This window comes from Halopseudomonas sp., assembly GCF_047631575.1.
In the GTDB taxonomy this organism is placed as follows: domain Bacteria; phylum Pseudomonadota; class Gammaproteobacteria; order Pseudomonadales; family Pseudomonadaceae; genus Halopseudomonas.
On sequence record NZ_JBLIAB010000001.1, the window covers coordinates 651673 to 677947 of the forward strand.

A 26275-nucleotide genomic window follows, 5' to 3' on the forward strand; every position below is an offset into this window, starting at 1 on the left:
ATCCCCAGGGACGCTCTAGTCGCACTCAAACAGATCTAATGATTGCCTTCCAAGGCACCGGCGATCACTGCGTCGGACAGCTCTCCGTATGGCGCGTACATTGCCGCAATCAGATCGTCGCTGCCGCGCTCAAATACCGCACGGGGATTGGAAAATTCGAGAAAGCCTTCATGGCCGTGATGCCTGCCGGTACCACTTTTACCGATGCCGCCAAAGGGCAATGATGGCAGAGCGGCATGCATTGCTGCGGCATTAACGCAGGCACCCCCGGACACCGTCCGATCGAGGATCTTCTGTGCGCTGGATGGCGTATCACTGAAGGCATAGATCCCCAACGGCCGGTCATGGGCGTTGATGTAGTCAATCGCCTCGTCCAGTGTGCGGTACGTCTTGATCGGCAAAATCGGGCCAAATATTTCGTTTTGCATCAACTCCATATCGTCGCTGGGGTCGAGCACAAGCGTCAAAGGCATGCGCCGCGAAGCCCGATCCGCTTCACCGCCAATTGCTATTAACGTCGCACCCTTGTCGCGGGCATCGTCAAGATAGCGCAGCAATCGATCCATATGTCTTTCGTTGATGATTCCGGTCACGTCTTTATGGTTAGCGTAATCGGGTACGGTAGACTCCAACCGCTGCTGCAACAGACCGACAAAATGATCACGTTGTGCCTCGGGAACCAGCGCGTAATCAACCGTCACACACATCTGACCATTTTTGATCGTCTTGCAACCGACAATCTGTTCAATCGTCGCCGCGTTGATACCGTCTTCGGTCACCACGGCCGGGCACTTGCCGCCTAGCTCCAGCGTGACTGGCGTGAGATTTTTTGCCGCAGCCACTGCCACGAGCCGGCCGACCTCGGTACTGCCGGTATACATCAAATGATCCCATTCGAGCGTTGGGAAGCATTTGGCCAGTTCAATACCGCCGGCGACGGCCGCGACCTGATCCTGATCGAAGGTCGCCTTGATCATTTCCAGCGTTAGCTCGCTGCAGGCAGGCGTCAGATCCGAAGGTTTGACGATGACCCGATTACCCGCCGCGAGCATTTCAACAACCGGACCAATACCTATATCGAAAGGAAAATTCCAGGGCACCATATTGCCGACAACTCCCTTGGGCTGCTGTAGAACGTAAGCGCGGGCACTGCCGAACAGCGCCGGATCGACATGGCGCGACTGCGGCTTCATCCACTCTTCAAGGTGCTCGGAAACAAATTTCGCCCGGCCAGCGATGCCCAGGCATTCGACCAGATCGGAAAATTGGGTGGGATGCGAACTGAAATCGGCAGCAAGCGCTTCCTGGATACGAATGCGGTAGCTGAGCATCATTCCGGCCAGTGCTTCGAGTAACGTCAGGCGTTCTTTCAACGTAGGAAAGGTATTGGCCAGGAAGGCCTTTTTTTGCACAGAGAATAGATGTTGCAGCTCGATAATTGCCGCTTCATCAGAAAACCCTGGAGCTTCGCGCTCGATAAAAGACATGATATTTCTCCTTGAACAGTTTGTTTTTGTTTTAAGGCGCAACTATGGTCACACCTCCTGCAGTATGGACACGGCTGCAAGGCGCCAGCAACAGGCAAACCGTTTCTGGTTTAACAGCTTCGGTCAAGATGAACCATTTGCCACCTGTTCATCCATCAACTCGACAACCGCGACTAAAGATGCTGCACTCATTTTATGACACAAGAAGACAAGCAAGGTCCACTGGACGTTCCGGCCATTTCCATGGGTGACAGCATCGAAATGATCGATAACTGGGCCGATAACTATCTATTCACCGCCGGCACACTGATCGAGGCATTGATGCTGGCAACCATTGTGTTGTTTGCATTTATACTCCATCGGATGGTTGTGCCTCGCATCGACAGAATGTTGGCGGGCGAAGCGCTCTTGCCAAGCATGCGTTACACCCTCCGTCGTCTGCTACTCGTTACCAGCACGGGCTCCGCGGCCTTGCTGACCTGGATCGCCCATGGCATAAGCGAGAAGATCGGGCTCGATAGTGACCTGCTGCGCATTGCCGCCAATCTGCTGACTGCCTGGGTCGTCATCCGCCTGACCACCAGTTTGCTGCACCAACCAGGCTGGGCCAAGCTGATCGCTGCCGTTGTCTGGTTCGTGACTGCGCTAGCCATCCTCGGCTGGCTACCGGCCTTCCTTGATCTACTCAATTCCATTGCCTTCAACATTGGCGACATGCGGTTATCGCTGATGGGGTTCGTTAATGGACTTCTGCTTTTGAGCATTTTCATATGGCTGTCCAATCTGATGGCGCGCCTCGTCGACAGCCGTCTGGTTTACCTGGAAGGCGTCACTCCGGCAGCCCGAGTGTTGATTGGCAAAGTCCTGCGCATCATTTTGTATCTGGTGGCCGTCATCGTTGCGCTGACATTTGTTGGCGTCAACCTGACCGCCCTGGCGGTCTTTTCTGGCGCACTGGGTATCGGTTTGGGTTTTGGCCTGCAGAAAGTCGTCTCCAACCTGTTCAGCGGCATCATACTGCTACTCGACCGCTCACTGAAGCCCGGAGATGTGATCGAAACCGGCGATGCTTACGGCTGGATCAAGCAGATGGGCGCCCGCTCCATAACAGTGGCAACCCGTGACGGCAAGGAGTACCTGATTCCCAATGAAACACTGATTACCGAGCAGGTCATCAACTGGAGCTATTCCGATACCGCCGTACGCCTCAAAATCGAGATTGGCATTTCCTATCACTCCGATGTACACAAGGCCATCGAGCTGATGATCGAAGCGGCTCTTTCCCAAACCCGCGTACTGCACGACGACCAGCATAAGCCACTGGCCCACCTGGTCGACTTCGGTGACTCCTCAGTGGATTTTGAGCTGCGTATTTGGGTAAGCGACCCCCAACAGGGCCTGGTAAACGTTGCCAGCCAAATTCGGCTCGCTATATGGGACCTTTTTCATCAGAACGATATCGGGTTTCCCTTCCCACAAAGAGATCTGCATATCGTTTCAGCCGAAGGTTTGGCCCGGCGCGAGCCGGACCTGGACAGTCACACCGGACCTACTGGCGGACCCAATGCTGGTGGAGACCCCCGCGACCGTATACCCAAGCCAGACTGAACCACTCGTGCGGAATCATTGATGACGACGTCCTTGATGTTCAGCGATTTTGATAGACGGTATATTCGAACTCGATGAACAGCGGCATCGCTTTCACGTCGGCAAATGGAAAGATCTGGGTCAGCATGACACCTGCGATTCCATTGTGAGAATCGATCCAGAAATAGGAGTTGGCCAAACCCGCCCACATCAAACTGCCAGCCGGACGACCCGTAGGCAGAGCATCCGCGTTAATCATGGCTGCCAACCCCCACTTGTGACTAATGCCCGGCGGCAATTCGAAATCATTGGTCAGCAATGGGTTTGCTGTTTTAGAGGAGCCAACCTCCAGCTCGCCAATATGATTACTCGAAAGCAATTGGACTGTTTCTGGTCGCAGCACCTGACCTGTCTCACCTCGACCGTGATTGAGGATCATGCGCATGAACTTGATGTAATCGCCTGTCGTGCCGTAAAGCCCGCCCCCACCCATCTCGAATTCGGCGTCTTGGGGCATCTCCATGTCCAGCGGCATCAAACTGCCATCATCCGCACGCTGGTGGATTTTAGCCAGGCGCTCGCGCATATCAGGCCGCAGTGTGAAAGCGGTATCCTTCATGCCGAGAGGACCTGTCACGTGCTCGGCAAAATATTCGCCCAGGGACTGCCCACTAACCGCCTCAACCACCAGCCCGGCCCAGTCCAGTCCTATGCCGTAGCCCCAGGCTTCGCCGGGATCAAACAGCAAAGGCAGCTGCAATCCCGCTTTCTGGCCGCTAAGTAACTCGGGAATATCGCGCGCTGCTTGATAGCGCTGGAGATCCTTGCTGAGAAACTCGTAACCAAAACCAGAGGTATGCGTCAATAAATGCCTCAAAGTAATCGGACGCGCCGGCGCCCGCAGTAGCGGCTCACCCGCCGCATCAAAGCCTTCCAGTACACGAACATCGCCCAGGGCCGGTAACCAGGTCGCTGCCGGACTATCTAGGTCCAGCTTGCCACGCTCCATCAGCTGCAATATCGCGGTGGATGTCAGCGCCTTGGTCATCGATGCAATCAGCCCGACGCTGTCCAGCGTCATTGGCGCCTTCGCATCCAGAGCCCGCTTGCCGAAAGCGCCCTCATAGAGGACGTTTTCACCATCAGTCAGCATTGCCACGACGCCGGGTATATCACCGCTATCAGTAGCACGGCGCAGAACCGCGTCCAGGGATTCACGAATTGACATAAATTCACCTCTTTATAAAATTATTATTATGTTGGTCTCTCGCTTGCAGAATCATTCTAGTCTACCGACACACGGATGAAGCCTACGGACTAATGACAGTTCGGTCGAATCGCGGACAAGCCACCGCTTTTCTTGACTGCGAGGACTGTACTTACCCGGTGCTATCGCTACACTCCCTTCTCACTGTAACCCGCACCACCCAAGGACACTCCATGCTGCTATCGGCCAGTCTCAGCATCGCCCTCATCGGTATGATTTCCTTTAGCTGCCAATGGCTGGCCTGGCGAGTAAAGCTCCCCGCGATTCTGTTCTTGCTCGGCGCGGGCATTGTGCTTGGGCCATTTACCTCGGTCATTGATCCGGACTTACTGTTCGGCGACCTGCTTTTCCCACTGATCAGCCTGTCAGTAGCGATCATTCTGTTCGAGGGAAGCCTGACCCTCAACATAAGCGAAATACGATCGCAGAAAGCCGTGGTTCAGCGCCTAATTACCGTGGGTGCGGCGCTGACATGGCTGATCGTCGCCATTGCAACACATTATCTGATCGGGGTCAGCTGGGAGCTTAGCGTCCTGTTCGGCGCGCTGGCGGTGGTAACGGGACCCACCGTAATTGTTCCCATGTTGCGCACGGTAAGACCCAATCGCAATATATCCAACATCCTGCGCTGGGAAGGTATTCTCATCGACCCCATCGGGGCACTACTGGTGGTGGTTGTGTACGAGTTTGTGGTGGCGCAAAGTCAGAGTGCAGGTGTACTCCACGGCCTGCTTGCCTTTCTCGAGATCATGGCAGTGGGGACGTTTCTCGGCATTGCAGGCGGATGGTTTCTCGGTTTTGTGCTCAAGCGTGGCTGGGTACCTCACTATTTGCAGAACCTGGCAACACTCTCGGTGGTATTCGCCGCCTTCAGTATTTCCGACCATCTGGCCCATGAATCCGGCTTACTGGCGGTGACGTTGATGGGTATGTGGCTGGCCAACAAGAAAGACTTGCATATCAACGAGATCCTCAACTTCAAGGAGAATCTCAGTGTTGTACTGATTTCCGGTCTGTTCATCCTGTTGGCGGCTCGTCTCACACTTGACGACATACTGGCGCTAGGCTGGACGCCCCTGCTATTACTGCTGGTTATGCAGTTGGTTGCTCGCCCGGTATCCATCTGGATGTCATCGATTGGCTCCAGCCTGACCTGGCAGGAAAAATCGTTGCTGTCCTGGATTGCACCTCGTGGCATTGTCGCCGCGGCGGTATCCGCTTTATTCGCCATTCGGCTTGAAGAAGCCGGGCACCCTGAGGCAGGGATTCTGGTGCCCCTGACCTTTTCGATCATTATCGGCACAGTGGTTCTGCAGAGCGCTACTTCCCGAGGCCTTGCTCGCCTCTTACGCGTTGCAGAGCCGGCTGCATCCGGCTTCCTGATAGTAGGGGCGAATCCTGTGGCGCGGGCCATTGCCAAGGCGCTGCAAAAAAGTGGCGTGCGGGTCCTGCTGACCGACACTCAATGGGACTTTATCCGTGATGCGCGCATGGAAGGCCTGGAAACCTTTTATGGTAATGCGGTCTCGGCCTATGCCGACCAGCATCTGGACCTGATAGGGATCGGTCGATTGCTGGCGCTATCGCCGAGTCTGGGAATCAACGTGGTAGCCAGCATGCGTTACAGTACCGAGTTTGGTACCTTCAAGGTGTACACCCTGCTGGCAAGCACAGAAACCGATAAGGCGGAGAAACACAAGCTGGGATCACAGCACCGTGGCCACACCCTGTTTGACAAGGACATGAGCTACAGCAAGCTGGCCAGCCTGTTGAGCAAGGGCTGGGAAATTCGCGTCACCAAGCTGAGTGAAGAGTTTGATTTCACCAATCTCGTTCAGTGGCACGATGGCAAGGTGGTACCACTCTTCGCAATATCGCCCAAGGGGCGTCTGGAAGTGTTCGTCGACGAGGGCGAGCTTGATCCCAAGCCAGGCTGGCAGGTGCTGAGCCTGACACCGCCGAAAACCGAAGAGGCTAAAATGATAGCGCAGGGTGAAACGAATACGCCCGCGGAGGAAAAGAAAACCCTATGACTGGAGCAGCTGACTGCGGGGCAACCCCGCAGCTTTGCCTGACCCTAAAACCCGAAAGAGGTGTTCGGGTTCGAGCCAGTTTACATGCGCAGGTTGAACCCACCACCAAAGATACCGACAAGACCGATAATAATTAGATATATGGCGACGATGTAGTTCAGCAGACGCGGAACCAGCAGAATCAGGATACCGGCAATAAGAGAAATCAATGGCGTCAATGCGATGTTCATGGCGTGCTCCTGCAATGGTTCGGACCGGCTAGGTTAGGCGCGTGATCGCGCACACATTCGATAGTGCCAGATTAGTTCATTTCCCCATGCGAGGCTAAGATTGCCCCTGCAGTCATGACTTTCTGAACGTCAAGCCCTGTCCGGTCTTGCGCGACATGACACGGCTCACACTAATCATGTTGTCGACCCTCAGCACAGCAGGCATCATCGATTGATGGCGAACTGCGTTGAAACACCACCATATAGTGCATCCGCCGCCAACCCAGAGAGAGAAAACCATGGGACTTGCCTGGTATATCGCTGCAGAAAATGACGTTGCCGGCCTCGAGACATTTTTTAATGGCAAATCAATTGCCCATGCCGATGAGGCCCATCTCGAACGCCTGTGCGAAACCCTGGGGGTGCGTCCGCTAATGGACTTCTTCAGTGTCGACCCGGACGAAACCGAAGCGCAGCTCCATGCTTACCTTGATACAGATGATGAACCTCTGGATACGCCTGAGGAGGAGTGGTTCGCGGCCAAAGACGGTCTGCTGACAGTCCGCACCTTGAGAGAGTACCTTGATAGCCACCCGGCCCAACTGGATCGCCAACAGGAAATACTTACAGAACTGGCTGAGTATCAACGGATACTCGAAAGCTTGGACCAGAATAATACCCGCTGGCATCTGGCAATAGACGTGTAGCCTCAAACAGCGGGAAATGCATCGCAAAGCAAGGGCTAGTGAATCCCTCGACCTTGCTTGTGCAGGTTGGGCGTTGCCTCCTTAACGTTTACACTGGCGCTCCTGTTTGTCTCGAGACCTGTTTTTCATGGCTGATCTGCTGCCCTATCAATACGCGCTTATCGGCCTGATTTTCGTCTGGAGCGGCTTCGTCCGCTCCGGATTGGGGTTCGGCGGTGCCGTTCTGTCGCTACCCTTTCTGCTGCTGGTACACAATGATCCGCTGGTTTTTCTGCCGCTGATCGCAATGCATCTACTGTTTTTCTCGTCTCTTACCATTGCCCTGAACAATCGTCGCCAGCCTTCCGGTTCGCCGAAAAGGGCCGGCACCGTCGACTGGCGTTATCTAGGACGCATTCTGGGCATCATGATTGTGCCAAAGCTGATCGGCGTGCTGGGCCTGTTGACGCTACCCGGCAACATCATGAGCATCATCATCTTCGTGATCGTGGCCGCCTACTCACTGTCATACATCAGCAATCGACCTTTTCGCAGCAACAGTCGTGTGGTCGATACGCTTTTCTTGATGCTAGGCGGCTATGTCAGTGGCACCTCACTGATCGGTGCACCGCTGATTATTGCTGTTGCTGCCCAGCATCTGGCCAAGGAGCAATTTCGCGATACGCTTTTTGCTCTCTGGTTCATCCTTGTCACAATCAAAATGGCAGCGTTTCTCTACGCTGGCGTCGATCTGCAATTGATACATCATCTCTGGTTACTACCCTGCGCTGCGATCGGCCACCTGATCGGGCTCCGCGCTCATACACATATCATGCATGCGGAGACCCCTGTGTTTTTCCGTGTACTAGGTGGCGTTCTACTGACGGTCAGCGCAATCGGCATCTGGTCCATGCTGCAAGATTGAAGTCCTGGAAATAGCAACTGCAGTGCTCTCCGGCTCCCATCTTGTCCTGAATTTGACAGAGCCCCTGGCGAAAAAGCGTCTATGCTGGTGGTGTAATACGCCGCAGGTAAGCACTGCCTGCAACCTTGAGATATCCGGAGGTGACCATGGCGACCGGCTGGGCACAAGATGGAGCGGTGCAAGAGCAAATCGATGACACCGTCGACGAGGCAGTCCAGCGTGCACGTAGCAAGCTGCCCAAAGGCGAGAGCCTGCTGCATTGCGAAGAGTGCGACAACCCAATCCCAGAGGCCAGACGAAAGGCCTTGCCGGGAGTCAGGCTATGCGTTGCTTGTCAGCAAGCGCGCGATACAGGCGACGCATCGACCGGCTCATACAACCGGCGTGGCAGCAAAGACAGCCAGTTGCGTTGAGCTTTGTCGGGTAGCGCGCCATCCCTCTTTCACGGAAAAATATATGACCTTCATTGCTATGCATACTGAGCAGGCAAGATGAACAACACGGTAAAGGCTATAAACGAAGGATATCCCAGTAGCCCTCTCACCGGTAATGAGCCCCTATTTATCGTAACGAACAACGCCTCGGGGAATCACGACGCAAAGGAAACTCGAGAAACCATTGAGCGAAGATTATCCGAAGCTGGTAGACAACACACGCTGATGACCGTGGACGACGGTGCCCAGTTGAAGGTGACTGCAGAGCAGGCCTTGGCACAAGCCAGGGCACAAGGCGGAATAGTGGTCGCCGTGGGCGGCGACGTCACACTAAGCGCTGTGAGTGAGGTTGTTCTCGGTAGCGGCATACCTATGGGCATACTCCCTCAGGGTACATTCAACTATTTCGGCCGCACCGCAGGGATCTCGCAGAAAACCGAGAGCGCCATTGATGCGTTGAAGGATGCCGTCGTCCTGCCGGTCGATGTAGGCCTGCTAAACGACCGAGTATTTCTGGTCAACGCCAGTCTGCGACTCTATCCGCAGCTGCTGGAGGATCGCGAAACGTACAAGCAACGCTATGGACGCAGCAGATTAATTGCATTGCGGTCAGCAATCGTCACTCTGGCGCACGCGCATCGGTCACTGCGTGTGCAGATTGATCTCGAAGGTGAGCCCCGGCGTCACATGAAGACCCCCACCATCGTGGTCGGCAACAACTCTCTTCAGCTAGAACAGCTTGGAATAAATCGAGTGGACGAGATCAAACGCCATTACATAGTCGCGATGGCGTCATGCACAAGGGCCGCCTCGCGCTGAATGGATTGCTGATCCGGGGCTTCTTGAGCCGACTGGCCGATGATGAAAACGTCATCAGCTTCGGTTTTGACACCATGACGGTGCGTCCTCGGAGTCGGCGTACTCGCGTAAAGGTAGCCATGGATGGCGAAATCTACTGGATGAATGCCCCACTTGAGTTTCGTGTCGCGCCGGACAAATTGTCCTTATTGGTCCCTCGGAATCCCGCCAAGCGTGAACGAGTATGACTTGCGTATTACATATCTCCGATCCTCACTTCGGAACCGAGCAACCCCTTGTAATGCTATCTCTGCTCCGTCTGGCACATGAACATCAACCCGAAATCACACTGCTCACCGGCGACATAACCCAACGTGCACGCCGCACCCAGTTCGCCGCAGCGCGTGCGTTTGTCCAGCAATTTCCAGCTCCGGTCATAGCCGTTCCAGGCAACCATGATATCCCGCTTTTCAAGCTCTTGGCGCGGACCTTCAATCCTTACGGCAACTACAAGCAGGCGTTCGGCAGCAACCTTGAACCGGAATACGAAAGCAACGGGCTCCTGGTCATTGGCCTGAATACCTCACGCCCGTCGCGCCACAAGGACGGCGCAGTTAGCGGGGCTCAGATCGACCGAGTCAGCCGAAGACTTCGCGAATCGCGACCAGAGCAATTACGCATGATCATGCAGCATCATCCAGTGCGTGCCCGTGAAGAATCAGATATGAGCAACCTGCTGATCGGTCGCGAAATGGCCGTCCCTACGTGGGTGGATGCGGGCCTTGATCTGCTGATCGGCGGGCATATTCATTTACCCTACGTCTGGCCTTTACATGGACACCACGGCAAATCCGGGCGTAAGGGCTGGACTGCCCAGGCGGGCACTGCCCTTTCCACGCGCGTTCGTGGCGACACGCCCAACTCGGTTAATCTAGTCATGCATGAGTACTCACTGGGTCTGCATGAATGCCGAGTCGAGCGATGGGACTACTGTGCACAGCAAGATACGTTTCTACCCGCCCACACCAACACACTGATTCTCAGTTGTGAGCACCGAGACTCTCCCATTGCAGAGATGACATGAGCGAACCTATTACCAAGAAACCTTGCATCGATATGTGTGACTTCAACAGACGTAAAGTGTGCAAGGCATGCGGCCGCACCCATGCAGAGAAGAAAACCTGGAAACAACTGTCTCCGCAAGAGAAACAGGACATATGGAGTCGGATACTAGGAACCCATGGCAGTGGTGACGGCAAGGCAGAAAAAGCGTTAAGAGCCCTGTATCGCACTGCCGGAAAAAAAAGAAGCCATATCTGATTCTGTCCTGTTTTGATGCAGTCACACGGACTTACGACGCCCCCTGATGTATTCTTAAGTCATAAGCTATACAAAAATCCAAGGAGATACAGGGTGGCTACACACAAGCATGACATGGAGAACAGGCCAGATCATCCCTTTGTACTTTCTCCCTCTGTCATGGACTTGCTGCTTGATGCTATCTGCGTGGTTGATGCGGCAGGCCATTTTGTCTATGTCAGCGGCGCCTGCGAAAAGATTTTTGGCTATACACCCATCGAACTGATCGGCACCGAGATGATGGACCTGGTTCATCCCGATGATCATGAAGCCACGTTGGCCACATCCCGGGAGGTGATGCTCGGCACCCTGACTAATCATTTCGAAAATCGCTACATCCGCAAGGATGGCAGCGTCGCCCATATCATGTGGTCAGCGAACTGGTCGGAAGATGCGCAATGGCGAGTCGCAGTGGCGCACGACATTACCGAGCGCAAGCACAGCGAAGCAATGCAAGCAGCGGTGTACGCGATTTCGGAAGCCGCGGCGGGCGCCGCGAACTTACCTATGCTGTTTCGCCGCATTCACAACATAATAATAGGCTTGCTTCCTTCCAGCGCTTTTTCAATAGCGCTACAGGATCCACAGACGGGGCAAACGACCTACCCCTACTACGCGAATGATCAGAATGCCGACTCGGTGTCCGCGAGCCAGGACGCGCTTGCGCTCAGCGCAGAGGTTATTCAAAGCGGCTTGCCGCTACTGCTCAAGGCACGAAGTACTGAGACTGGTCGGGACGGTCATTCAGCCATTATGGACCGTGAACACGACTGGCTCGCCGTCCCGCTGACAACACCGGAAGGAACACACGGCGCACTGGTGATCCAGAACCGAACAGGGGCTCCTTCCTACAGCGACCAGGACCAACAACTGCTGCAGTATGTCTCGACGCAGATAGCGGCGGCTATCCAGCGCTGGAGCATTTTAGCACGGCTGCAATTTCTTTCTCGTTACGATCAGCTAACCAGTCTGCCCAATCGGCTGTTACTCAGCGACCGGATTGCAATGGCACTGGCCCGGGCGCGACGTGAGAAAGGCAAGACTGCGCTCTTGTATCTGGATCTGGACAAGTTCAAGCATGTAAACGATACCCACGGGCACGCCATTGGCGATCAGTTACTTCAAGCCGTTGCTGACCGAATCACCCGATGTGTCCGGGAGTCAGATACCGTATCGCGCATCGGTGGCGACGAATTTGTCGTCTTGCTCGAAACCCTCGACAGCCCGCAACAGGCAAATGTCATAGCAGAAAAGATTCGCAATATGCTGAGCCATCCCATAGTTCTCGCTGATAGGGAAGTGCCTATTATTCCGAGCATCGGTATAGCGCTTTATCCCGATGACGGTCATGACGAACAGAGCTTGCTTGATCTGGCCGACAGCGCCATGTACGCGGCTAAAAGAAGCGGCGGCAACCAGTCGAAGAGGGCCGACAGCACCAGCAAACTACCTCAGGTAAAGCCTCAAGCCTGAGGGTTTACCCAATGCCGTTATCGCGCGGAGTAACGCTGACTGCTCAGGTACAAAGTTTCTACCTTTTCCCTTGCCCAGGGTGTCTTGCGCAGGAATTTCAGACTTGATGCCACGCTCGGATCAGTCGTAAAACACTTGATGTTGATCCGCCGTCCCAACTCTTCCCAGCCGTAGGTCTCGACCAGCCAGCTAACAATGTGCTTCAGGGTCAGCCCGTGCAAAGGATCGTGCCCATGCTGCTCAGGCATTCTTATCGGCCTCAGCAGACTCGTCACGCTTGACGCGAATGCGGCTGCCGGCCACCTCGAGATTGTTCAGCGCTTTAATAGCTGATTTGGCATCATCGTGGCGCGGCATTTCGACAAAACCGAATCCCTTGGAGCTGCCCGTTTGCTTGTCCATTACCAGGGCACAGGACTGAACCAGGCCATGCGCCTCGAACAGATTACGCAGTTCGGTTTCAGTGGTCGTACGCGACAGATTGCGGATCAGGAGTTTCATGCGATTACCATGTTAGTATTTGATAATACGTACTATACCTTTTACAGACCCCGTCTACACGGTGAGCTCAACCAGCAGCCCGACCAACGGCGGTCAATACCCGACGAGCCCTAACCCGTGAACCAGTCCATTTGTATCGGCTTGATCAATCCCAAGAGCCCTACCAATGTAGGTGCGGTGATGCGCGCTGCCGGGTGTTATGGCGCCAACGCCGTGCGCTACACCGGAGCCCGGTATGCTCGAGCTGCGCGCTTTCATACCGATACGGGTGATGCCAGGTTACGCATCCCGCTGATGCCCGTTGGCGACATCACCGAGAATCTGGCTGCAGAGGTAAAAATCGTCTGTGTCGAACTGGTGGAAGGCGCCATTGCCCTGCCTGCTTTTGTGCACCCGGATCATGCTCTTTATCTATTCGGCCCTGAAGACGGCAGTCTTGATCAGATGCTGATCGACCGGGCCGATTCGGTTGTTTTCATTCCGACTACCGGCTGCATGAATCTGGCAGCGACCGTCAATGTGGTACTGTACGATCGCCTGGCGAAATCCTCCCACGCGGCAGGCAGTGAACAGTTGATCCGCCAGAGCCGCGATACCAACAATCGCGTCCGAGTAAAAGCGCAAATACCCGCAGACGAACGCTGAAGCGCAGGACACTATTGTTTATACTGCTACACCATCTTCATGGAACATCGCGTGTCTCGAGCAGCCAAATCGACCATACCGCAGTACGACGTCATCATTCTAGGCGCCGGTGCATCGGGATTACTCTGCGCGTTCACCGCAGCACGCCGGGGCAAACGCGTGCTGGTACTGGAAAAAGCTAACAAGGTCGGCAAAAAAATCCTGATGTCCGGTGGCGGACGCTGCAACTTCACCAACCACTTTGTCGAAGCGGAGCACTTCCTTTCGGCCAATCCACATTTCTGCAAATCAGCCCTCAGCCGCTATACCCAGTGGGATTTTATTGCTCTGGTCGAGCAGCACCGCATAGGCTACGAAGAGCGCAACCATAGCCAGTTGTTCTGCACGGACTCGGCAAAGGATATTGTCGCCATGCTGATGACCGAATGTGACAACGCCGGCGTGGAGGTGATAACCCACTGCGAGCTCTCTTCCGTTACTGCGCCCGACGCCCAAGCGCCGATGTATCGTCTAGCGATGGAGCAAGCAGGACAAGCAATACACATGCAATGTACATCTCTGGTCGTCGCTACTGGCGCGCTATCAGTCCCGACGCTAGGCGGCAGCGGCATAGGGTATGACATTGCCCGGCAATTTGGCCTGGCGCTGACCGAGCGGCGGGCTGGACTAGTGCCATTTATGTTCAGTGACAGCATGAAGTCCCTGTGTGAGCGACTAAGCGGACTGGCCGTGGCAGTAACGGCCACATGTAACAATCAAAGCTTCACAGAAAACATGCTCTTCACCCATCGCGGTCTCAGCGGTCCGGCCATATTGCAGGTTTCCAGTTATTGGTATCCCGGAGACCCCCTGAGTCTAGACCTGATGCCCGGAGTAGCCGCCACCCAGTGGCTGCTCCAGGCCAAACAGCAGCATGCAAAAACCCGTCTTCGCACGCTGTTGGGACAGAAACTGCCCAAGGCGCTGGTGACAGAACTGCAGGCGCTATGGTGGCCCCAGGCACAGGAATCACCTTTGGCAGAAGTGTCTGATCGACTTCTGGAGGAGATCGGCACGCGGCTGAACGGTTGGATGCTGAAACCCTCGGCGACCGAGGGCTACCGGACCGCCGAGGTCACTCTCGGCGGAGTAGACACATCGGGCATCAGCTCCAAAACCATGGAAACAAAACACCAGCCTGGTCTGTACTTTATTGGTGAGGTGCTTGATGTCACCGGACATCTGGGCGGCTTTAATTTTCAGTGGGCCTGGTCATCGGGCCATACCGCCGGGCTGTTCGTCTAATCCACAGCCGCAGCGCGACGTCGACGGCGGCCGGATACCAAGCCCGCTAAACATAATAGTGCCAGGGCAACAAACATGAGCCGCTCGAAAGCGTGAGGATAACGGCTATAGAGACTACCGCCTGAAGTCGGTGAAAAACTCAGATCAGCTATTACTTCAGCGCGAGAGAAAGCCTGAGTGGACGAAAGCGTACGGCCGTTGGGCGCAGTGACAACGGAGGGGCCATTGTTGATTAGGTGAATCATCGGCACACGATTCTCCACTGCTCTCACGACCGACATCGCCCGATGTTGGAACGGCTGGGTCGTTTCACCGAACCAGTTGTCTTGAGAGATGAAAAGTAGCACCTTGCCGGCTGCATCGCTGCCGATGGCTTGCGCCACATCGCTGGGGAAGGCTGTCTCATAACAGACCTTAGGCACAACACGCATACCGTCGACAGCAAATTCTGCATGGCGGGTTCCGGCCGCGAGCGGCCTCAAGAACTCACCAAACAGATATGTGGTTAGCCCATTCAGACCCGGCATGCTGAACGACTCTGGACGGTACTCGCCGAAGGGCATGCGCTGCATCTTGCGATAAAGACCAGACTCTTGGCCTTCCTGATCAATATGTATAACCGAATTAAAATTGATCGGCTGACCGTCCTGCCAGCGCTGCTCCGCATCATGAAAAATCAGCGCGACACCGCTCTGCTTCAAGATTTTGGCGTAAGCCTGGCGCACGCTGAAATTGTCGAAATACCCCTTGTAGCGTGCTTCAGGCCAGATAACTACTTGCGCACCCGCACGGGCGAGTCGCCGGGTGGCTGCCATCTCTTCGGGCTCTTCCCGGCTAAATCCACTCGGCGGCTCGAGAACATCCAAGGTGACTTGATCATTGGGCTGCACAAGGCCAATGCGCCGTAACTCCCAATCCTGCATGCGGCTGTCCCAGGACGCGAGGCTGAATACGCCGTAGGCAAACCAGGCCACTACCACTCCGAGGGCAGCCATGTTCCCCCGCATAGCTCTGCGCCGACTGCCGACCAGCAACCGATATACCAGAACACTGAAGAGCATCATCAGCAGGTCAAGCCCTTTGGCACCGACCAGATCAACACCCTGCAGACCACTCAGAAAAGACGCCTGCGCTTCGGCGAAATGAGTCTGGAACAGCAGCGGGTAGACAGCCATAAGACTGACTAGGCTCAAGGGAAATCCCACCAGTTCCCAGCCTTCCAGTCGCACCGTCAACCAGCGAAAAACCAGACAGCCAAAACCAAGCGAGAGCCCGGCATATACCCAAAAACTTATACTTAAAAGTGTTGTGAGTGGCGCAGAGAACGTATCGAGGTTAGCAACAAAATCCAGCATCCAGTAGCTGGCGATAGCAAAACAGACTGTGCCAGTCACCCAACCACAAAAAAAAGCTACCCGTAGGCTCGCGTGGCGCAAGGCGAATAGCAATGGGACCCAACCAAACCACGCGGTGGCATATAGCTCCGGGCTCAACCAGGGAATACCAACTAGCACTCCGCTAAGCAATGCGAGCGCGATTTTCTGTAAAAGTGACTCTGTGCGTACTCGCGAACCGTCACGTAATACCGAATCGTCCGCGGCATTTGAAGGAATGACAGACCGAAGCATCGCGCAAGATCTCCAAGGCACGCCTGTGCAGACAGGTTACCGCGCACACATACGCAAATTATTGAAGCAAGAGGGTAAGTACAAACATAGCCAGAAACAATCACCTTGACGGGTGATGCTGGTCGCTCGAGGCCTGAAGAATGACCTGCGGATCAAAGATTGCCAACCACTCGACGCTCAGGCTGTGATGTGGATCGCAGAAACCTGAGCAACGAGGCTCAATTCCATAGACATCTGTTTCTGCCCCTCAGGACATCGCAGCCAGTCCTGCCTCTGGTGACTTGGCCGGTATATCGAGAGCTGCACCCACGCCTGCATTCGTAAGCATGCCCGCTATCACATTTAGGCCCTGGCGCAGATGGGAATCATCAGCCAAGGCCTTTTTCACTCCCTTGTTAGCCAGCGCCAGCACAAAAGGCAGGGTGGCATTATTCAACGCCTGAGTGGCAGTGCGAGCGACGGCACCAGGCATGTTGGCTACGCAATAATGCACAACCCCGTCGATGATATAGACAGGGTCGGCATGGGTAGTCGCATGCGACGTCTCGGCGCAACCACCCTGATCTATAGCCACATCCACCAACACTGCGCCCTCTTGCATGCACGAAACCAATCGAGCGCTGATCAGCTTGGGCGCAGCGGCGCCTGGAACCAATACCGCGCCGATAACCAGGTCAGCACCAAGCACCTGTTCTTCAAGCGTCGCAGCGGTGGAGTACAGCGTATTAATGCGGTTTCCGTAGAGCAAATCAAGCTGCCGCAAAACGTCTGGATTCTTGTCCAGGACCGTTACATCAGCGCCCATACCAACGGCCATAGCCAGCGCGTTACTGCCCACCACGCCACCTCCGAGGATGACTACACGTCCGCGCGGTACACCCGGGACTCCACCAAGGAGTACGCCCCTCCCACCGCGCGCTTTTTCCAGACAGCTTGCTCCCGCCTGAATTGACATTCGTCCGGCGACCTCCGACATGGGCGCCAACAAAGGCAGTCCACCGCGTGCATCGGTGACTGTTTCATAAGCAATGCACAGAGCACCGCTCGCCAGCAGCTCTTCGGTCTGCGGCCGATCCGGCGCCAGATGGAGATAAGTAAACAAAGTATGTTCGGGTCCAAGGCGAGCACGCTCATTCGCCTGCGGCTCCTTGACCTTGACGATCATCCGCGCCTTGGCGAATACCTCCTCAACGCCCGCCAGGTGTGCACCAGCTGACTGGTAATCGGCGTCGGAAAACCCAATGGCGGCGCCCGCGCCGAACTCTACCGTGACCCCATGACCCTGACGCACCAACTCGGCGACAGCCGCGGGAGTGAGTCCTACACGATACTCGTGATTCTTGATTTCCCGCGGCACACCGATTTGCATATTGCTCTCCTTTTCACATTCATGACCAAACTCCATGCCCATATCATGAGTGTAGAAGAGTGCAACGCGTGCGTACTTTTATTAGAGGTATGCTGTGTTGAAAAGACAGGTCATGGCGTCTGCAAAACAGGCGCAGTAAGCGGATATTGCTGGCCAGCTGCCACCACCTGATCGCGGCCCGCACCCTTGGCTTCATACATCCTTCGATCTGCCGTCTGCATTAACTCGTCCAGACTTTGCCCATCCTCTCCGAGGGTAGCGACACCGGCACTAAAGGTCATGATCTGTTGAGTCGATTCGATATCTAAGGGATGCGCTGCCAAATGCCGGCGTAAATCATTAGCCAGCTCTGCCGCCTGCTCAAGAGTTGCACCAGGCAACAGTACGGCAAACTCTTCACCACCCAGCCGGCACAGCAGATCAGTGTCTCGCAAGCGAGACCTCAGCACCTCAGCGAGATGGCAGAGTGCGCGGTCGCCACCATTATGGCCAAACTGATCGTTAACGCGCTTGAAAAAATCGACATCAAGCATGACCAGCGATAGCGGCTTATTATCACGTAAAGCATGACTGCGTTCGCGCTCAAGCACTTCAGAAAGCTTCATGCGGTTGGCTAGGCCGGTCAGGTTATCCGTACTGGCCAACTCGATGAGTCGGGCCTCATTCGCCAGCCGACTGCGCTCATAGATGTGGGAAAACATCGTGATCGCCATGCTACTGATCCAGATATTCGCCAGCATCATTAAGCTCAACAAATATTCTTCACCGCTGTAACGGTAACTGAATGCAGCAACACCCAAGCTGACGAATACCACTGACATCCAGAATCCACCGCGCAACCCAAGCAGCAGATAGCAGATAATGGGTATCATCTGGATCCAGGCAAATACGGTAAATGAAGTTCGCGGGAGCAGTAATGCAAGCACCATCAGGGTAAAGAAGGGGATCAGATAGGCGACGGTCACTAATGTGAAATGTGTCGTGCGGTCGACAATGCGCAAGACCAGGAGCACGAAAAGAACAAAAACGCATTCGCCGGCTGCCAGCAACCATATTCCACGCCCAACATTCAAGCCAGCAAATACAACCCCACCAGCCACTGTGGTCCATAACAATACCTTGAGTACCAGACGCTTATGTTGCTGACTGCTCTCCAATCCCTCGCTCATCCGCCCACTCCTGTTCCGGCTTTTCTGATCTACCCGCATTTATCGGCCTGAAATCGGCAAAAAACGCTCGACTTTCTCACACAAGCACTTTTCAATGACCGTGCATTTTGGCATTCTTGTGCAAAATATGGCCAAATGCCTGCCCCAGGCAAGCGTCACTTGGCGACAACTTCTCCAAAAACAAACTAATGTAACAAGGATAGTGGATGTGAGCACCATACCACTGCTGGTGTGTGACGACTCCAATATGGCGCGTAAGCAGCTTATACGCTCGCTACCAGCCAACTGGCCCTTTCAAATAACCCAGGCCACCAATGGACTGGAGGGGCTGGAAGCCATACGCCAGGGTGCCGGCCAGATCGTGTTGCTCGACCTGACAATGCCTGAACTGGATGGCTTTGGCGTACTCAGCAGGCTACGCGAGGAAGGCCTCCAGGCTGAAGTCATCGTCGTGTCCGGTGACGTTCAAGACGAGGCCGTCCGCAGGGCCAAAGCCCTTGGTGCAAAAGCCTTCATCAAGAAGCCGGCCGACCCCATGCAGTTGGCTGATGCACTCAGTGCCCTAGGGGTAAAAATACCCCTGACCCGGACACCATCGGAGAATACCTCAGAATTTTCTGACCTACCCAACGTGTCCTTTCGCGATGCTTTTCGTGAAGTGACCAATATCGCAATGGGGCAGGCTGCCAACCTACTGAGCAAGGTGCTGGGTGTTTTCATCCAGTTGCCCATACCCAATGTCAACATCCTGGAAGTCGGCGAATTGCACATGACGCTGGCTGACGCTCAGCGCGGACAAAGCTTGACCGCAATCTGCCAGGGTTACATCGGCGGCGGTGTGGCCGGAGAAGCGTTGTTGATATTCCACGACGCCGAAATGAATGATGTCGCCAAGCTGCTGGAAGCTCAGGAAGACGAATCGGTTCGACTGGAAATGTTGCTCGACCTGGCCAGCATTATCATTGGTGCCTGCCTCAATGGCCTCTCGGAACAGTTGAATATCAGCTTGTCACAAGGTCACCCTCTGGTACTGGGCCAGCATTGTCCAATCGAAGACCTGGTGCGAATTAATCAGCGTCGCTGGAAACGAACCCTAGCCGTGGAAATCACTTACGGACTGGAAGATCTGGACATTCATTTTGACCTGCTGCTGCTTTTCACCGAGGACTCTGTACCCCGGTTGCGCGAAAAACTCGACTACATGATCAATTGACCGCAGGAAAAGGATTGGATAATGCCCGCCCAGTTTGACATCACCGAACTCCATTGGCTTCTGGACGTGGTTCAGAGCATCGATGTCGGCGTGGTAGTCATGGATCGTGAATACCAGATCGAAGTCTGGAACAGTTTCATGGAAAATCATTCCGGTCGCGGTGCGGATGAGGTTGCCGGGCACACGCTATTCGAGGTTTTTCCGGAAATAGAACGTAACTGGTTCAGCCGCAAGGTCGAAACAGCAGTAATGCTTGGTACGCGCGCTTTCACAATCTGGGAACAACGGCCCAACCTGGTGCACTTCAAGAGCTATCAGCCCATTACCGGGCTGGCAGATGAGATGTACCAGAATGTCACAATTCTTCCGCTACGCAGTACTAACGGAGTCAGTGATCACGTTTGCCTGATCATCTATGACGTCACCAATGTTGCTGTCAACAAGCGACAATTGGAGTCAGCCAACACACAGCTACAGGAACTGGCGCTGCGCGACGGACTCACCGGACTGCTTAACCGTCGTTATTGGGAACAATGTCTGGAGCGCGAGTTTTCGCGGCACATGCGCTACGAAAGCCCAACGAGCCTATTGATGTTCGACATTGATCACTTCAAAAAATTTAACGACACCTACGGCCACCAGCTGGGCGATGAGGTCATTCGTGAGGTCTCGCGAATCACCCGACTGTTAGCGCGGGAAACCGATTACGCTGGACGCTACGGGGGTGAAGAGTTCGCGGTTCTGCTTCCTGACACCGCTATCAACGGCGCCTTCCAGTTTGCTGAGCGTTTGCGAACGGCCATCGAAGCTCTGCAGATCGACCACGCAGGTCAAGTACTCCAAGTCACCGTCAGTCTGGGCGTCGCCAGCATGAAGGACAACATGCCCAACCACACGCTACTGATCGAGGCCGCAGACAAGGCACTCTATCAGTCCAAGGAAAATGGTCGAAATTGCACTACCGTCGCCGAAAATGACTAATAAACGGCGCATTTCGATCATTTTTTCTAATAACTAATCTTACCCTTCTAATGTGATATCACTCTGACGTAAGATGCGTCGCCGGAGTGCACACGTCACTAAAAAGACATATAAAAGCACAGAGCGATGAATCTGCCGTTATATTGTCACGCCGTATGGATAGCCTGATTTATCTCCCGTTTTAATGATCATCAAGGAGTGATTTTCATGAGCAGTAGTAGTAACAGCCGGGGCTGGTTCTAGGCGTACAACAAGACGCGCAGCTACCACTTATCCCGATCAAGCGCTTTTTTCCGTGCCACGCTTTTCTGGATCACCGGAGATACCGGCTCCTTCGCCAGCCATGGGGGCTTTCGCAAGTCGCGCATCCGCCGCTAAACGTCAAATTTGCGCGGCCAGCGAAGAGGCCGCTCTGGTACACTGGGTGACCATCAAGCCTCAGGTAAGCCCCGTGTCGACATCCTCTTTCTCCTCCCTGCCTCTATCTGCCGCCTTACTGGGCACTCTGGAACATTTGGGGTTTGAGCATATGACCCCCGTGCAGGCTCAAGCTCTTCCGCTGATTCTCGCCGGGCATGATCTGATCGCCCAATCACGTACAGGTAGCGGCAAGACTGCAGCCTTTGGTATAGGCTTGCTGACACCCCTGAACCCTGCATTCTTTGGCTGTCAGGCGTTGGTGCTGAGCCCCACACGCGAACTGGCTGCGCAAACCGCTACCGCTCTGCGCACCCTCGCTCGCGCCATGCCCAACATCAAGATCATCACGCTTTGCGGTGGCACGCCCTTTGGTCCACAAGCTGCCTCTCTGGAACAGGGAGCGCACGTCGTCGTCGGCACGCCCGGCCGGATCAAGGATCATTTGGACCGAGGCACTCTCGAACTCAAGGGACTCAATTGCCTGGTGCTGGATGAGGCTGACCGGATGCTCGATATGGGTTTTCATGACGCAATCAGTGAAATTATCGATTTGGCACCCAAACGACGCCAAACACTGCTGTTCTCCGCCACCTTTCCTCCGTCGATAGAGGCACTCGCGGGTCGCTTTCTGCAAACACCCCAGCGCGTCAGCATCGAAGAAGTTGAGCCGCAAAACCCCATCAAACAACGTTTTTACGAGATCGTGCCGGCTGAGCGCATGCAAGCTGTGGTGCGCCTGCTCGCGGCCGAGCGCCTGCAACCTTGCATTGCGTTTTGTCATACCCGCCAGCAATGCCAGGATCTTCTGCACCATCTGCAAGCCCACAAGGTAAGCGCTCTTACGCTGCATGGCGATATGGAGCAACGCGAACGTGATGAGGTGCTGGCTCTTTTTGCCAACCAGAGTTGCAGCGTACTGGTTGCTACTGATGTCGCTGCACGGGGTATCGACGTTGCCGGTGTCGCCGCGGTCATTAATGTGGAACTGTCTCCTGATCCAGCGGTACACACGCACCGTATCGGGCGAAGTGGTCGAGCGGGAGAGCCCGGCCTTGCACTGAGCCTGGTAGCCCCTTCCGAAGGCGGTCGAGCCAACGCAATCGAAAGCATGCAGGGACAGCCGCTGGATTGGCATGCCCTGTCGACGCTGCCCGCCGGACTGGATACCCCTCTGATAGCGCCCATGCGATCACTAGCAATTGCGGGTGGCCGTCGGGACAAGGTACGCCCGGGCGACCTGCTGGGCGCGCTGACCGGGGAGGCAGGCTTGCCTGCCGACGCAATCGGCAAGATCAGCATCACTGATTATCAATCCCTGGTAGCGGTCAGGCGCGACCTGGCCCCCACTGCACAGCAGCGCCTAGAGCAGGGCAAGATCAAGGGGCGCCGATTCAAGGTCCGATTAATGTGATGGTCCCGATCGCTCAAAAGCCTCATCATTACGAGTAAATCATGAATCTTGATCAAGCTTTGATCTTCGGCATTCTGGCCGCAACGATCGGTCTGTTCCTGTGGGGGCGCTTGCGCCACGACATCATCGCACTCGCAGCACTACTGGCCTGCGTTATGCTCGGCCTCACGCCAAGCACGGAAGCATTCGATGGGTTCGCGCAACCCGCCGTCATTACCGTCGCCGCTGTGTTGATCCTCGGTTATGGCCTGCAGTCCACCGGCGCGGTGGAGTATCTGGCGCAAAAAATACTGCCCCGTGACAGCGGCCCGCTTCTAAGTATCGGGGCACTGACACTTCTCGGCGCTACACTATCAGGCTTCATGAACAATGTCGGTGCAATGGCATTGCTCATGCCCATTGCGATGCAAATCGCCAAAAGACAGGAGTTAGCACCGGGTAAAGTGTTGATGCCTCTTGCGTTCGGCACCATCCTCGGCGGTATGACTACCTTGATCGGTACTCCACCAAACCTGATCGTTGCCGATTTTCGCCGGGTCGAAATGGGTACGCCCTTCACAATGTTTGATTTCACGCCTGTGGGCTTGTCCGTTGCGCTGGCAGGGGTCATCTTTGTTGTCATCTTCGGACGCTGGCTGGTCCCGCACCGGGAGAAGCACGATGGCGAAAATTTTGATACGGGAACCTATCTGACCGAGGTACGCATCGGTGAAGAAGCTAAACTGGTGGGCCTCAGGCTGCGGGAGGTTGAAGAGCTCCTCGATAAAGAAGATGCTCAAATAGCAGGCTTGGTGCGCAATGATTTTCGTGTCGTCTCGCCCTTGCCCGGCGACATATTGCGAGCCGGTGACATACTGGTAATAGAAGCGGATCCAAACGCACTGGGAGCCACCCTCACTACGCTCGGCCTCAAACTAGAGGAGGCTGTGGATACGCGAGAAGAAAACAGCGATGAATCGGACGAGCCTGAAGAGGAGCGTGCGGGTGAGGCAGCACAGGATACCGAGGCGCACTCCACTATCGAGACGACCACAGAGTTGACGCCCGCCGATCCAGAAAACAGGAAGGCAGACGAAGACGACAAGAAGGGCAGGAGCAGTGAAGACGACATTACCTTGCAGGAACTGGTCGTCCAAGGTAACTCCCTGCTGCTCGATCGCAGCGCCACCGATCTCCAGATAAGATCACGCTTCGGTATCAATCTGCTGGCCATATCCAGACAGGGCCACCGCTCCATCCGCCGATTGCGCTGGACCCCTCTGGGCGCCGGCGACGTATTGCTGATGCAGGGCAGGCCCGAGGCCATAAGCATGTTTGCATCCGAATACCGGTGTATTCCTCTGGCACCGCGAACCATTCTGATCCCTGACCAAAAGAAAGCCTTTACCGCCGTCGCCATAATGGTGGGCGTGGTACTGCTTGCAGCGACTGGTATTCTGCCTGCCGCCCTGGCCTTTACCTTGGGGGTTCTGGGCTACATGCTGACCAAGGTCATTCCGTTACGCAAAATATATGATGCGGTAGACTGGCCAATCATCGTCCTGCTCGGCGCTTTGATGCCCTTGGCCGGGGCGATGGCCGAGACTGGAGCCGCCGATCTTCTAGCCAGAACACTGCTTGAACAGGTCGCGCAAGGTAATGCGGTAGTAGGTCTGACGTTAATACTGGTTATCACCATGATGTTGTCAGATTTCATGAATAATGCAGCTACTGCTGCAGTCATGTGTCCTATTGCGCTGAGTATCGCGCAACTGCTCGGGGTAAATGCAGACAGCTATTTGATGGCCGTCGCTATCGGCGCATCCTGCGCTTTTCTAACACCCATCGGTCACCAGAACAATACGCTGATCTTGGGTCCCGGTGGTTTCCGCTTCAGCGACTACTGGAAGCTCGGCCTACCGGTAGAACTGATCGTCATAGCGGTCAGCATCCCACTACTGCTTTGGATCTGGCCGCTATAGACCCGACTTTACTTGCTAAGAGTAAAGTCTTCCTTGTAACTGATGGCGCAATCAGGGCAGACAAAATCCTCGGGCAAGTCAACCCATGGCGTGCCTGCGGCGAAGCCCATGTGCGCATCTCCGACCGCTTCGTCGTAACGGTAGCCGCACTCAGGACACACATACTGGCTCATGCAGCGACCTCTAAGTCGGCGGTAAAAGTCTGCGCATTATTCAGGTTATAGCGGCGTATTAGCTGCTCACGCTTGGCCGGCTCGAAATTGATCCTCGATGGATCATGACCGACCGCTTCCAGCAGACGTTTATCCATGACTTTAAACCACCATGAAGGAATGAAGGCGACCAGATACATACCGAAGTAGCCGTTCGGCAAGCGCGGCAAATCAGGAAAGTCACGCAGTGCTTGGTAGCGACGGGTCGGGTGCGCGTGATGATCAGAATGCCGTTGCAGATGGAACAACGCCCAGTTCGAGAACAGATGATTGCTGTTCCATGAATGATAGGGCTGGCAACGCTCATATCGGCCATTGGGCTGAAGCTGGCGCAACAAGCCATAATGTTCAATATAATTGGCCTGAGTCAGTTGAAACGCACCCCAGAACGCAATCAGCATCAGTACTGGAATAATTCCCACACCTAGAAACGCAATCAGGACGCCGTACAATGCTACGCTTATCAGAGCTGGCTGGATAATCTCGTTCTCCAGGCTCCATACTGATTTCCCGCACCGATCGAGCCGCTCAGCTTCCAGATCCCAAGCGCGAAAGAACGCGCCGGGCATCTCGCGGAAAACGAAACGGTAGATACTTTCGCCCATGCGTGATGACGCAGGATCTATAGGCGTCGCCACGTCCCGATGGTGTCCGCGGTTATGTTCCACGAAGAAGTGCCCGTAAAAACCAAGGGCCAGTGTGACTTTTGCCAGCCAGCGCTCAAGGGTCGTCTTCTTGTGGCCCATCTCGTGGCCCAGATTCAATCCGTAGCCCAGAGTGCCTCCCGCGGCGAGCACAACGGCCAACACGCCATGCCAAGGCAGATCATGCGTGCCAATGAAGATGACACTTACCAGGAAGCTGGCCCAGAGAATGGGCACCAGAGCATAAGTGACATACCGATAATATCGATCTGCCTCCAATGCCGCGACGGCCTCTTCTGGTGGATTGCTTCGATCCTCTCCAATGATCGCGTCAAGAACTGGAATGACCGCATAAGAAAAAAGCGTTGGTAGCCAGAGCCATAACAACTTGGGCGACACCAACAGGTACATCAATGGACCGACAAGGGCGATACAGGGAACCAGCAGCGAAAAAAGCCACAGGTGTCGTTTACGATCTATATAGTCCGAGCTTGGTTCGAGGGCAGGGGCGGCAGTGTTCATCTTGATTACCTTTTTTTGTTATCACGGGACTCACCAGCTACCCGTTGATCATGCTCT

Annotated in this window: 26 protein-coding genes; 16 read left to right on the plus strand and 10 right to left on the minus strand. The window is 55.0% G+C overall.

Translation table 11 applies throughout. The features are described 5' to 3' along the window. Positions 1 to 35: 35 nt before the first annotated feature. On the minus strand, positions 36 to 1487 hold the full coding sequence (locus ACJAXR_RS03070; RefSeq protein WP_415056760.1) for an aldehyde dehydrogenase family protein: 1452 nt from the start codon (positions 1485 to 1487) through the stop codon (positions 36 to 38). A gap of 195 nt (positions 1488 to 1682) precedes the next feature. Between ACJAXR_RS03070 and ACJAXR_RS03075 the strand changes: the two genes are divergently transcribed. Next, complete coding sequence (locus ACJAXR_RS03075; protein ID WP_415056761.1) at positions 1683 to 3095, plus strand: mechanosensitive ion channel family protein; 1413 nt, start codon at positions 1683 to 1685, stop codon at positions 3093 to 3095. Positions 3096 to 3135: 40 nt separating this feature from the next. Here the strand turns inward: ACJAXR_RS03075 and ACJAXR_RS03080 are convergent, their stop codons facing one another. Continuing rightward, complete coding sequence (locus ACJAXR_RS03080) at positions 3136 to 4302, minus strand: serine hydrolase domain-containing protein (protein WP_415056762.1); 1167 nt, start codon at positions 4300 to 4302, stop codon at positions 3136 to 3138. 212 nt (positions 4303 to 4514) lie between these two features. On the opposite strand from ACJAXR_RS03080, the gene ACJAXR_RS03085 reads away from it, so the two are divergent. After that, positions 4515 to 6374, plus strand: a complete 1860-nt coding sequence (locus ACJAXR_RS03085) for a cation:proton antiporter (RefSeq protein ID WP_415056763.1) — start codon at positions 4515 to 4517, stop codon at positions 6372 to 6374. A gap of 80 nt (positions 6375 to 6454) precedes the next feature. Here the strand turns inward: ACJAXR_RS03085 and ACJAXR_RS03090 are convergent, their stop codons facing one another. Further along, a complete protein-coding gene (locus ACJAXR_RS03090) occupies positions 6455 to 6604 on the minus strand; it encodes a DUF3096 domain-containing protein (RefSeq protein WP_415056764.1) in 150 nt (49 codons plus the stop codon). Between the two features lie 278 nt (positions 6605 to 6882). On the opposite strand from ACJAXR_RS03090, the gene ACJAXR_RS03095 reads away from it, so the two are divergent. The 8 genes from ACJAXR_RS03095 (at position 6883) to ACJAXR_RS03130 (ending at position 12258) form a co-directional block, all read left to right on the plus strand. Further along, complete coding sequence (locus ACJAXR_RS03095; protein ID WP_415056765.1) at positions 6883 to 7290, plus strand: hypothetical protein; 408 nt, start codon at positions 6883 to 6885, stop codon at positions 7288 to 7290. Between the two features lie 127 nt (positions 7291 to 7417). Next, positions 7418 to 8194, plus strand: coding sequence for a TSUP family transporter (locus tag ACJAXR_RS03100; protein WP_415056766.1), 777 nt, complete (start codon positions 7418 to 7420; stop codon positions 8192 to 8194). Between the two features lie 146 nt (positions 8195 to 8340). Next, entirely contained in the window at positions 8341 to 8607 is a 267-nt protein-coding gene (locus tag ACJAXR_RS03105) for a DksA/TraR family C4-type zinc finger protein (protein WP_415056767.1), read from the plus strand. Positions 8608 to 8685: 78 nt separating this feature from the next. After that, positions 8686 to 9447 carry a diacylglycerol/lipid kinase family protein gene (locus ACJAXR_RS03110; RefSeq protein WP_415056768.1) on the plus strand — a complete coding sequence of 254 codons (762 nt, stop codon included), beginning with the start codon at positions 8686 to 8688 and terminating at the stop codon, positions 9445 to 9447. Beyond that, positions 9423 to 9674, plus strand: coding sequence for a hypothetical protein (locus ACJAXR_RS03115; RefSeq protein WP_415056769.1), 252 nt, complete (start codon positions 9423 to 9425; stop codon positions 9672 to 9674). The genes ACJAXR_RS03110 and ACJAXR_RS03115 overlap by 25 nt, the downstream gene beginning before the upstream one ends. Continuing rightward, complete coding sequence (locus ACJAXR_RS03120; RefSeq protein ID WP_415056770.1) at positions 9671 to 10510, plus strand: metallophosphoesterase family protein; 840 nt, start codon at positions 9671 to 9673, stop codon at positions 10508 to 10510. The genes ACJAXR_RS03115 and ACJAXR_RS03120 overlap by 4 nt, the downstream gene beginning before the upstream one ends. Beyond that, the gene (locus ACJAXR_RS03125; RefSeq protein ID WP_415056771.1) at positions 10507 to 10746 is read left to right on the plus strand and encodes a DUF1289 domain-containing protein; all 240 of its coding nucleotides are present in this window, start codon (positions 10507 to 10509) and stop codon (positions 10744 to 10746) included. The genes ACJAXR_RS03120 and ACJAXR_RS03125 overlap by 4 nt, the downstream gene beginning before the upstream one ends. 114 nt (positions 10747 to 10860) lie before the next feature. Next, complete coding sequence (locus ACJAXR_RS03130; RefSeq protein WP_415056975.1) at positions 10861 to 12258, plus strand: diguanylate cyclase domain-containing protein; 1398 nt, start codon at positions 10861 to 10863, stop codon at positions 12256 to 12258. A 17-nt stretch (positions 12259 to 12275) separates the two neighbouring features. On the opposite strand, the gene ACJAXR_RS03135 is transcribed toward ACJAXR_RS03130, so the two are convergent. After that, positions 12276 to 12506, minus strand: a complete 231-nt coding sequence (locus tag ACJAXR_RS03135) for a VF530 family DNA-binding protein (protein WP_415056772.1) — start codon at positions 12504 to 12506, stop codon at positions 12276 to 12278. After that, positions 12499 to 12759: an RNA recognition motif domain-containing protein gene (locus ACJAXR_RS03140; protein ID WP_415056773.1), complete on the minus strand. Its 261-nt coding sequence runs from the start codon at positions 12757 to 12759 to the stop codon at positions 12499 to 12501. Before ACJAXR_RS03140 ends, ACJAXR_RS03135 begins: the two co-directional genes overlap by 8 nt. Before the next feature lie 117 nt (positions 12760 to 12876). Between ACJAXR_RS03140 and ACJAXR_RS03145 the strand changes: the two genes are divergently transcribed. Further along, on the plus strand, positions 12877 to 13404 hold the full coding sequence (locus tag ACJAXR_RS03145; RefSeq protein ID WP_415056774.1) for an RNA methyltransferase: 528 nt from the start codon (positions 12877 to 12879) through the stop codon (positions 13402 to 13404). Positions 13405 to 13479: 75 nt separating this feature from the next. After that, positions 13480 to 14688: an NAD(P)/FAD-dependent oxidoreductase gene (locus ACJAXR_RS03150; RefSeq protein WP_415056976.1), complete on the plus strand. Its 1209-nt coding sequence runs from the start codon at positions 13480 to 13482 to the stop codon at positions 14686 to 14688. On the opposite strand, the gene lnt is transcribed toward ACJAXR_RS03150, so the two are convergent. From lnt to ACJAXR_RS03165, 3 genes are all read right to left on the minus strand, one after another. Continuing rightward, the gene (gene lnt / locus ACJAXR_RS03155; protein WP_415056775.1) at positions 14685 to 16316 is read right to left on the minus strand and encodes an apolipoprotein N-acyltransferase; all 1632 of its coding nucleotides are present in this window, start codon (positions 16314 to 16316) and stop codon (positions 14685 to 14687) included. The genes ACJAXR_RS03150 and lnt overlap by 4 nt on opposite strands. A gap of 247 nt (positions 16317 to 16563) precedes the next feature. Further along, positions 16564 to 17685 (minus strand): alanine dehydrogenase, encoded by a 1122-nt coding sequence (gene ald / locus ACJAXR_RS03160; protein ID WP_415056776.1) that lies wholly within the window; start codon positions 17683 to 17685, stop codon positions 16564 to 16566. Between the two features lie 110 nt (positions 17686 to 17795). After that, a complete protein-coding gene (locus ACJAXR_RS03165) occupies positions 17796 to 18854 on the minus strand; it encodes a GGDEF domain-containing protein (protein WP_415056777.1) in 1059 nt (352 codons plus the stop codon). A 208-nt stretch (positions 18855 to 19062) separates the two neighbouring features. Here ACJAXR_RS03165 and ACJAXR_RS03170 point away from each other — a divergent pair, with 208 nt between their 5' ends. The 4 genes from ACJAXR_RS03170 to ACJAXR_RS03185 all read left to right on the plus strand — a co-directional run bounded on the left by ACJAXR_RS03170 (position 19063) and on the right by ACJAXR_RS03185 (position 24840). Continuing rightward, complete coding sequence (locus ACJAXR_RS03170) at positions 19063 to 20067, plus strand: response regulator (RefSeq protein ID WP_415056778.1); 1005 nt, start codon at positions 19063 to 19065, stop codon at positions 20065 to 20067. Positions 20068 to 20088: 21 nt separating this feature from the next. Beyond that, entirely contained in the window at positions 20089 to 21048 is a 960-nt protein-coding gene (locus ACJAXR_RS03175) for a diguanylate cyclase (RefSeq protein WP_415056779.1), read from the plus strand. A 451-nt stretch (positions 21049 to 21499) separates the two neighbouring features. Next, a complete protein-coding gene (dbpA, locus tag ACJAXR_RS03180) occupies positions 21500 to 22879 on the plus strand; it encodes an ATP-dependent RNA helicase DbpA (RefSeq protein ID WP_415056780.1) in 1380 nt (459 codons plus the stop codon). A gap of 41 nt (positions 22880 to 22920) precedes the next feature. Next, the gene (locus ACJAXR_RS03185; RefSeq protein WP_415056781.1) at positions 22921 to 24840 is read left to right on the plus strand and encodes an SLC13 family permease; all 1920 of its coding nucleotides are present in this window, start codon (positions 22921 to 22923) and stop codon (positions 24838 to 24840) included. 8 nt (positions 24841 to 24848) lie between these two features. Here the strand turns inward: ACJAXR_RS03185 and ACJAXR_RS03190 are convergent, their stop codons facing one another. Together ACJAXR_RS03190 and ACJAXR_RS03195 are read right to left on the minus strand one after the other, a co-directional pair. Then, a complete protein-coding gene (locus tag ACJAXR_RS03190) occupies positions 24849 to 25013 on the minus strand; it encodes a rubredoxin (RefSeq protein ID WP_415056782.1) in 165 nt (54 codons plus the stop codon). Next, a complete protein-coding gene (locus tag ACJAXR_RS03195) occupies positions 25010 to 26218 on the minus strand; it encodes an alkane 1-monooxygenase (RefSeq protein ID WP_415056783.1) in 1209 nt (402 codons plus the stop codon). Before ACJAXR_RS03195 ends, ACJAXR_RS03190 begins: the two co-directional genes overlap by 4 nt. Between the last annotated feature and the right edge of the window lie 57 nt (positions 26219 to 26275).

Coding starts and splice junctions, on each gene's coding strand:
- ACJAXR_RS03070 (WP_415056760.1), bottom strand. CDS start 1,487: ATGTCTTTTATCGAGCGCGAAGCTCCAGGGTTTTCTGATGAAGCGGCA.
- ACJAXR_RS03075 (WP_415056761.1), top strand. CDS start 1,683: ATGACACAAGAAGACAAGCAAGGTCCACTGGACGTTCCGGCCATTTCC.
- ACJAXR_RS03080 (WP_415056762.1), bottom strand. CDS start 4,302: ATGTCAATTCGTGAATCCCTGGACGCGGTTCTGCGCCGTGCTACTGAT.
- ACJAXR_RS03085 (WP_415056763.1), top strand. CDS start 4,515: ATGCTGCTATCGGCCAGTCTCAGCATCGCCCTCATCGGTATGATTTCC.
- ACJAXR_RS03090 (WP_415056764.1), bottom strand. CDS start 6,604: ATGAACATCGCATTGACGCCATTGATTTCTCTTATTGCCGGTATCCTG.
- ACJAXR_RS03095 (WP_415056765.1), top strand. CDS start 6,883: ATGGGACTTGCCTGGTATATCGCTGCAGAAAATGACGTTGCCGGCCTC.
- ACJAXR_RS03100 (WP_415056766.1), top strand. CDS start 7,418: ATGGCTGATCTGCTGCCCTATCAATACGCGCTTATCGGCCTGATTTTC.
- ACJAXR_RS03105 (WP_415056767.1), top strand. CDS start 8,341: ATGGCGACCGGCTGGGCACAAGATGGAGCGGTGCAAGAGCAAATCGAT.
- ACJAXR_RS03110 (WP_415056768.1), top strand. CDS start 8,686: ATGAACAACACGGTAAAGGCTATAAACGAAGGATATCCCAGTAGCCCT.
- ACJAXR_RS03115 (WP_415056769.1), top strand. CDS start 9,423: ATGCACAAGGGCCGCCTCGCGCTGAATGGATTGCTGATCCGGGGCTTC.
- ACJAXR_RS03120 (WP_415056770.1), top strand. CDS start 9,671: ATGACTTGCGTATTACATATCTCCGATCCTCACTTCGGAACCGAGCAA.
- ACJAXR_RS03125 (WP_415056771.1), top strand. CDS start 10,507: ATGAGCGAACCTATTACCAAGAAACCTTGCATCGATATGTGTGACTTC.
- ACJAXR_RS03130 (WP_415056975.1), top strand. CDS start 10,861: ATGGAGAACAGGCCAGATCATCCCTTTGTACTTTCTCCCTCTGTCATG.
- ACJAXR_RS03135 (WP_415056772.1), bottom strand. CDS start 12,506: ATGCCTGAGCAGCATGGGCACGATCCTTTGCACGGGCTGACCCTGAAG.
- ACJAXR_RS03140 (WP_415056773.1), bottom strand. CDS start 12,759: ATGAAACTCCTGATCCGCAATCTGTCGCGTACGACCACTGAAACCGAA.
- lnt (WP_415056775.1), bottom strand. CDS start 16,316: ATGCTTCGGTCTGTCATTCCTTCAAATGCCGCGGACGATTCGGTATTA.
- ald (WP_415056776.1), bottom strand. CDS start 17,685: ATGCAAATCGGTGTGCCGCGGGAAATCAAGAATCACGAGTATCGTGTA.
- ACJAXR_RS03165 (WP_415056777.1), bottom strand. CDS start 18,854: ATGAGCGAGGGATTGGAGAGCAGTCAGCAACATAAGCGTCTGGTACTC.
- ACJAXR_RS03175 (WP_415056779.1), top strand. CDS start 20,089: ATGCCCGCCCAGTTTGACATCACCGAACTCCATTGGCTTCTGGACGTG.
- ACJAXR_RS03185 (WP_415056781.1), top strand. CDS start 22,921: ATGAATCTTGATCAAGCTTTGATCTTCGGCATTCTGGCCGCAACGATC.
- ACJAXR_RS03190 (WP_415056782.1), bottom strand. CDS start 25,013: ATGAGCCAGTATGTGTGTCCTGAGTGCGGCTACCGTTACGACGAAGCG.
- ACJAXR_RS03195 (WP_415056783.1), bottom strand. CDS start 26,218: ATGAACACTGCCGCCCCTGCCCTCGAACCAAGCTCGGACTATATAGAT.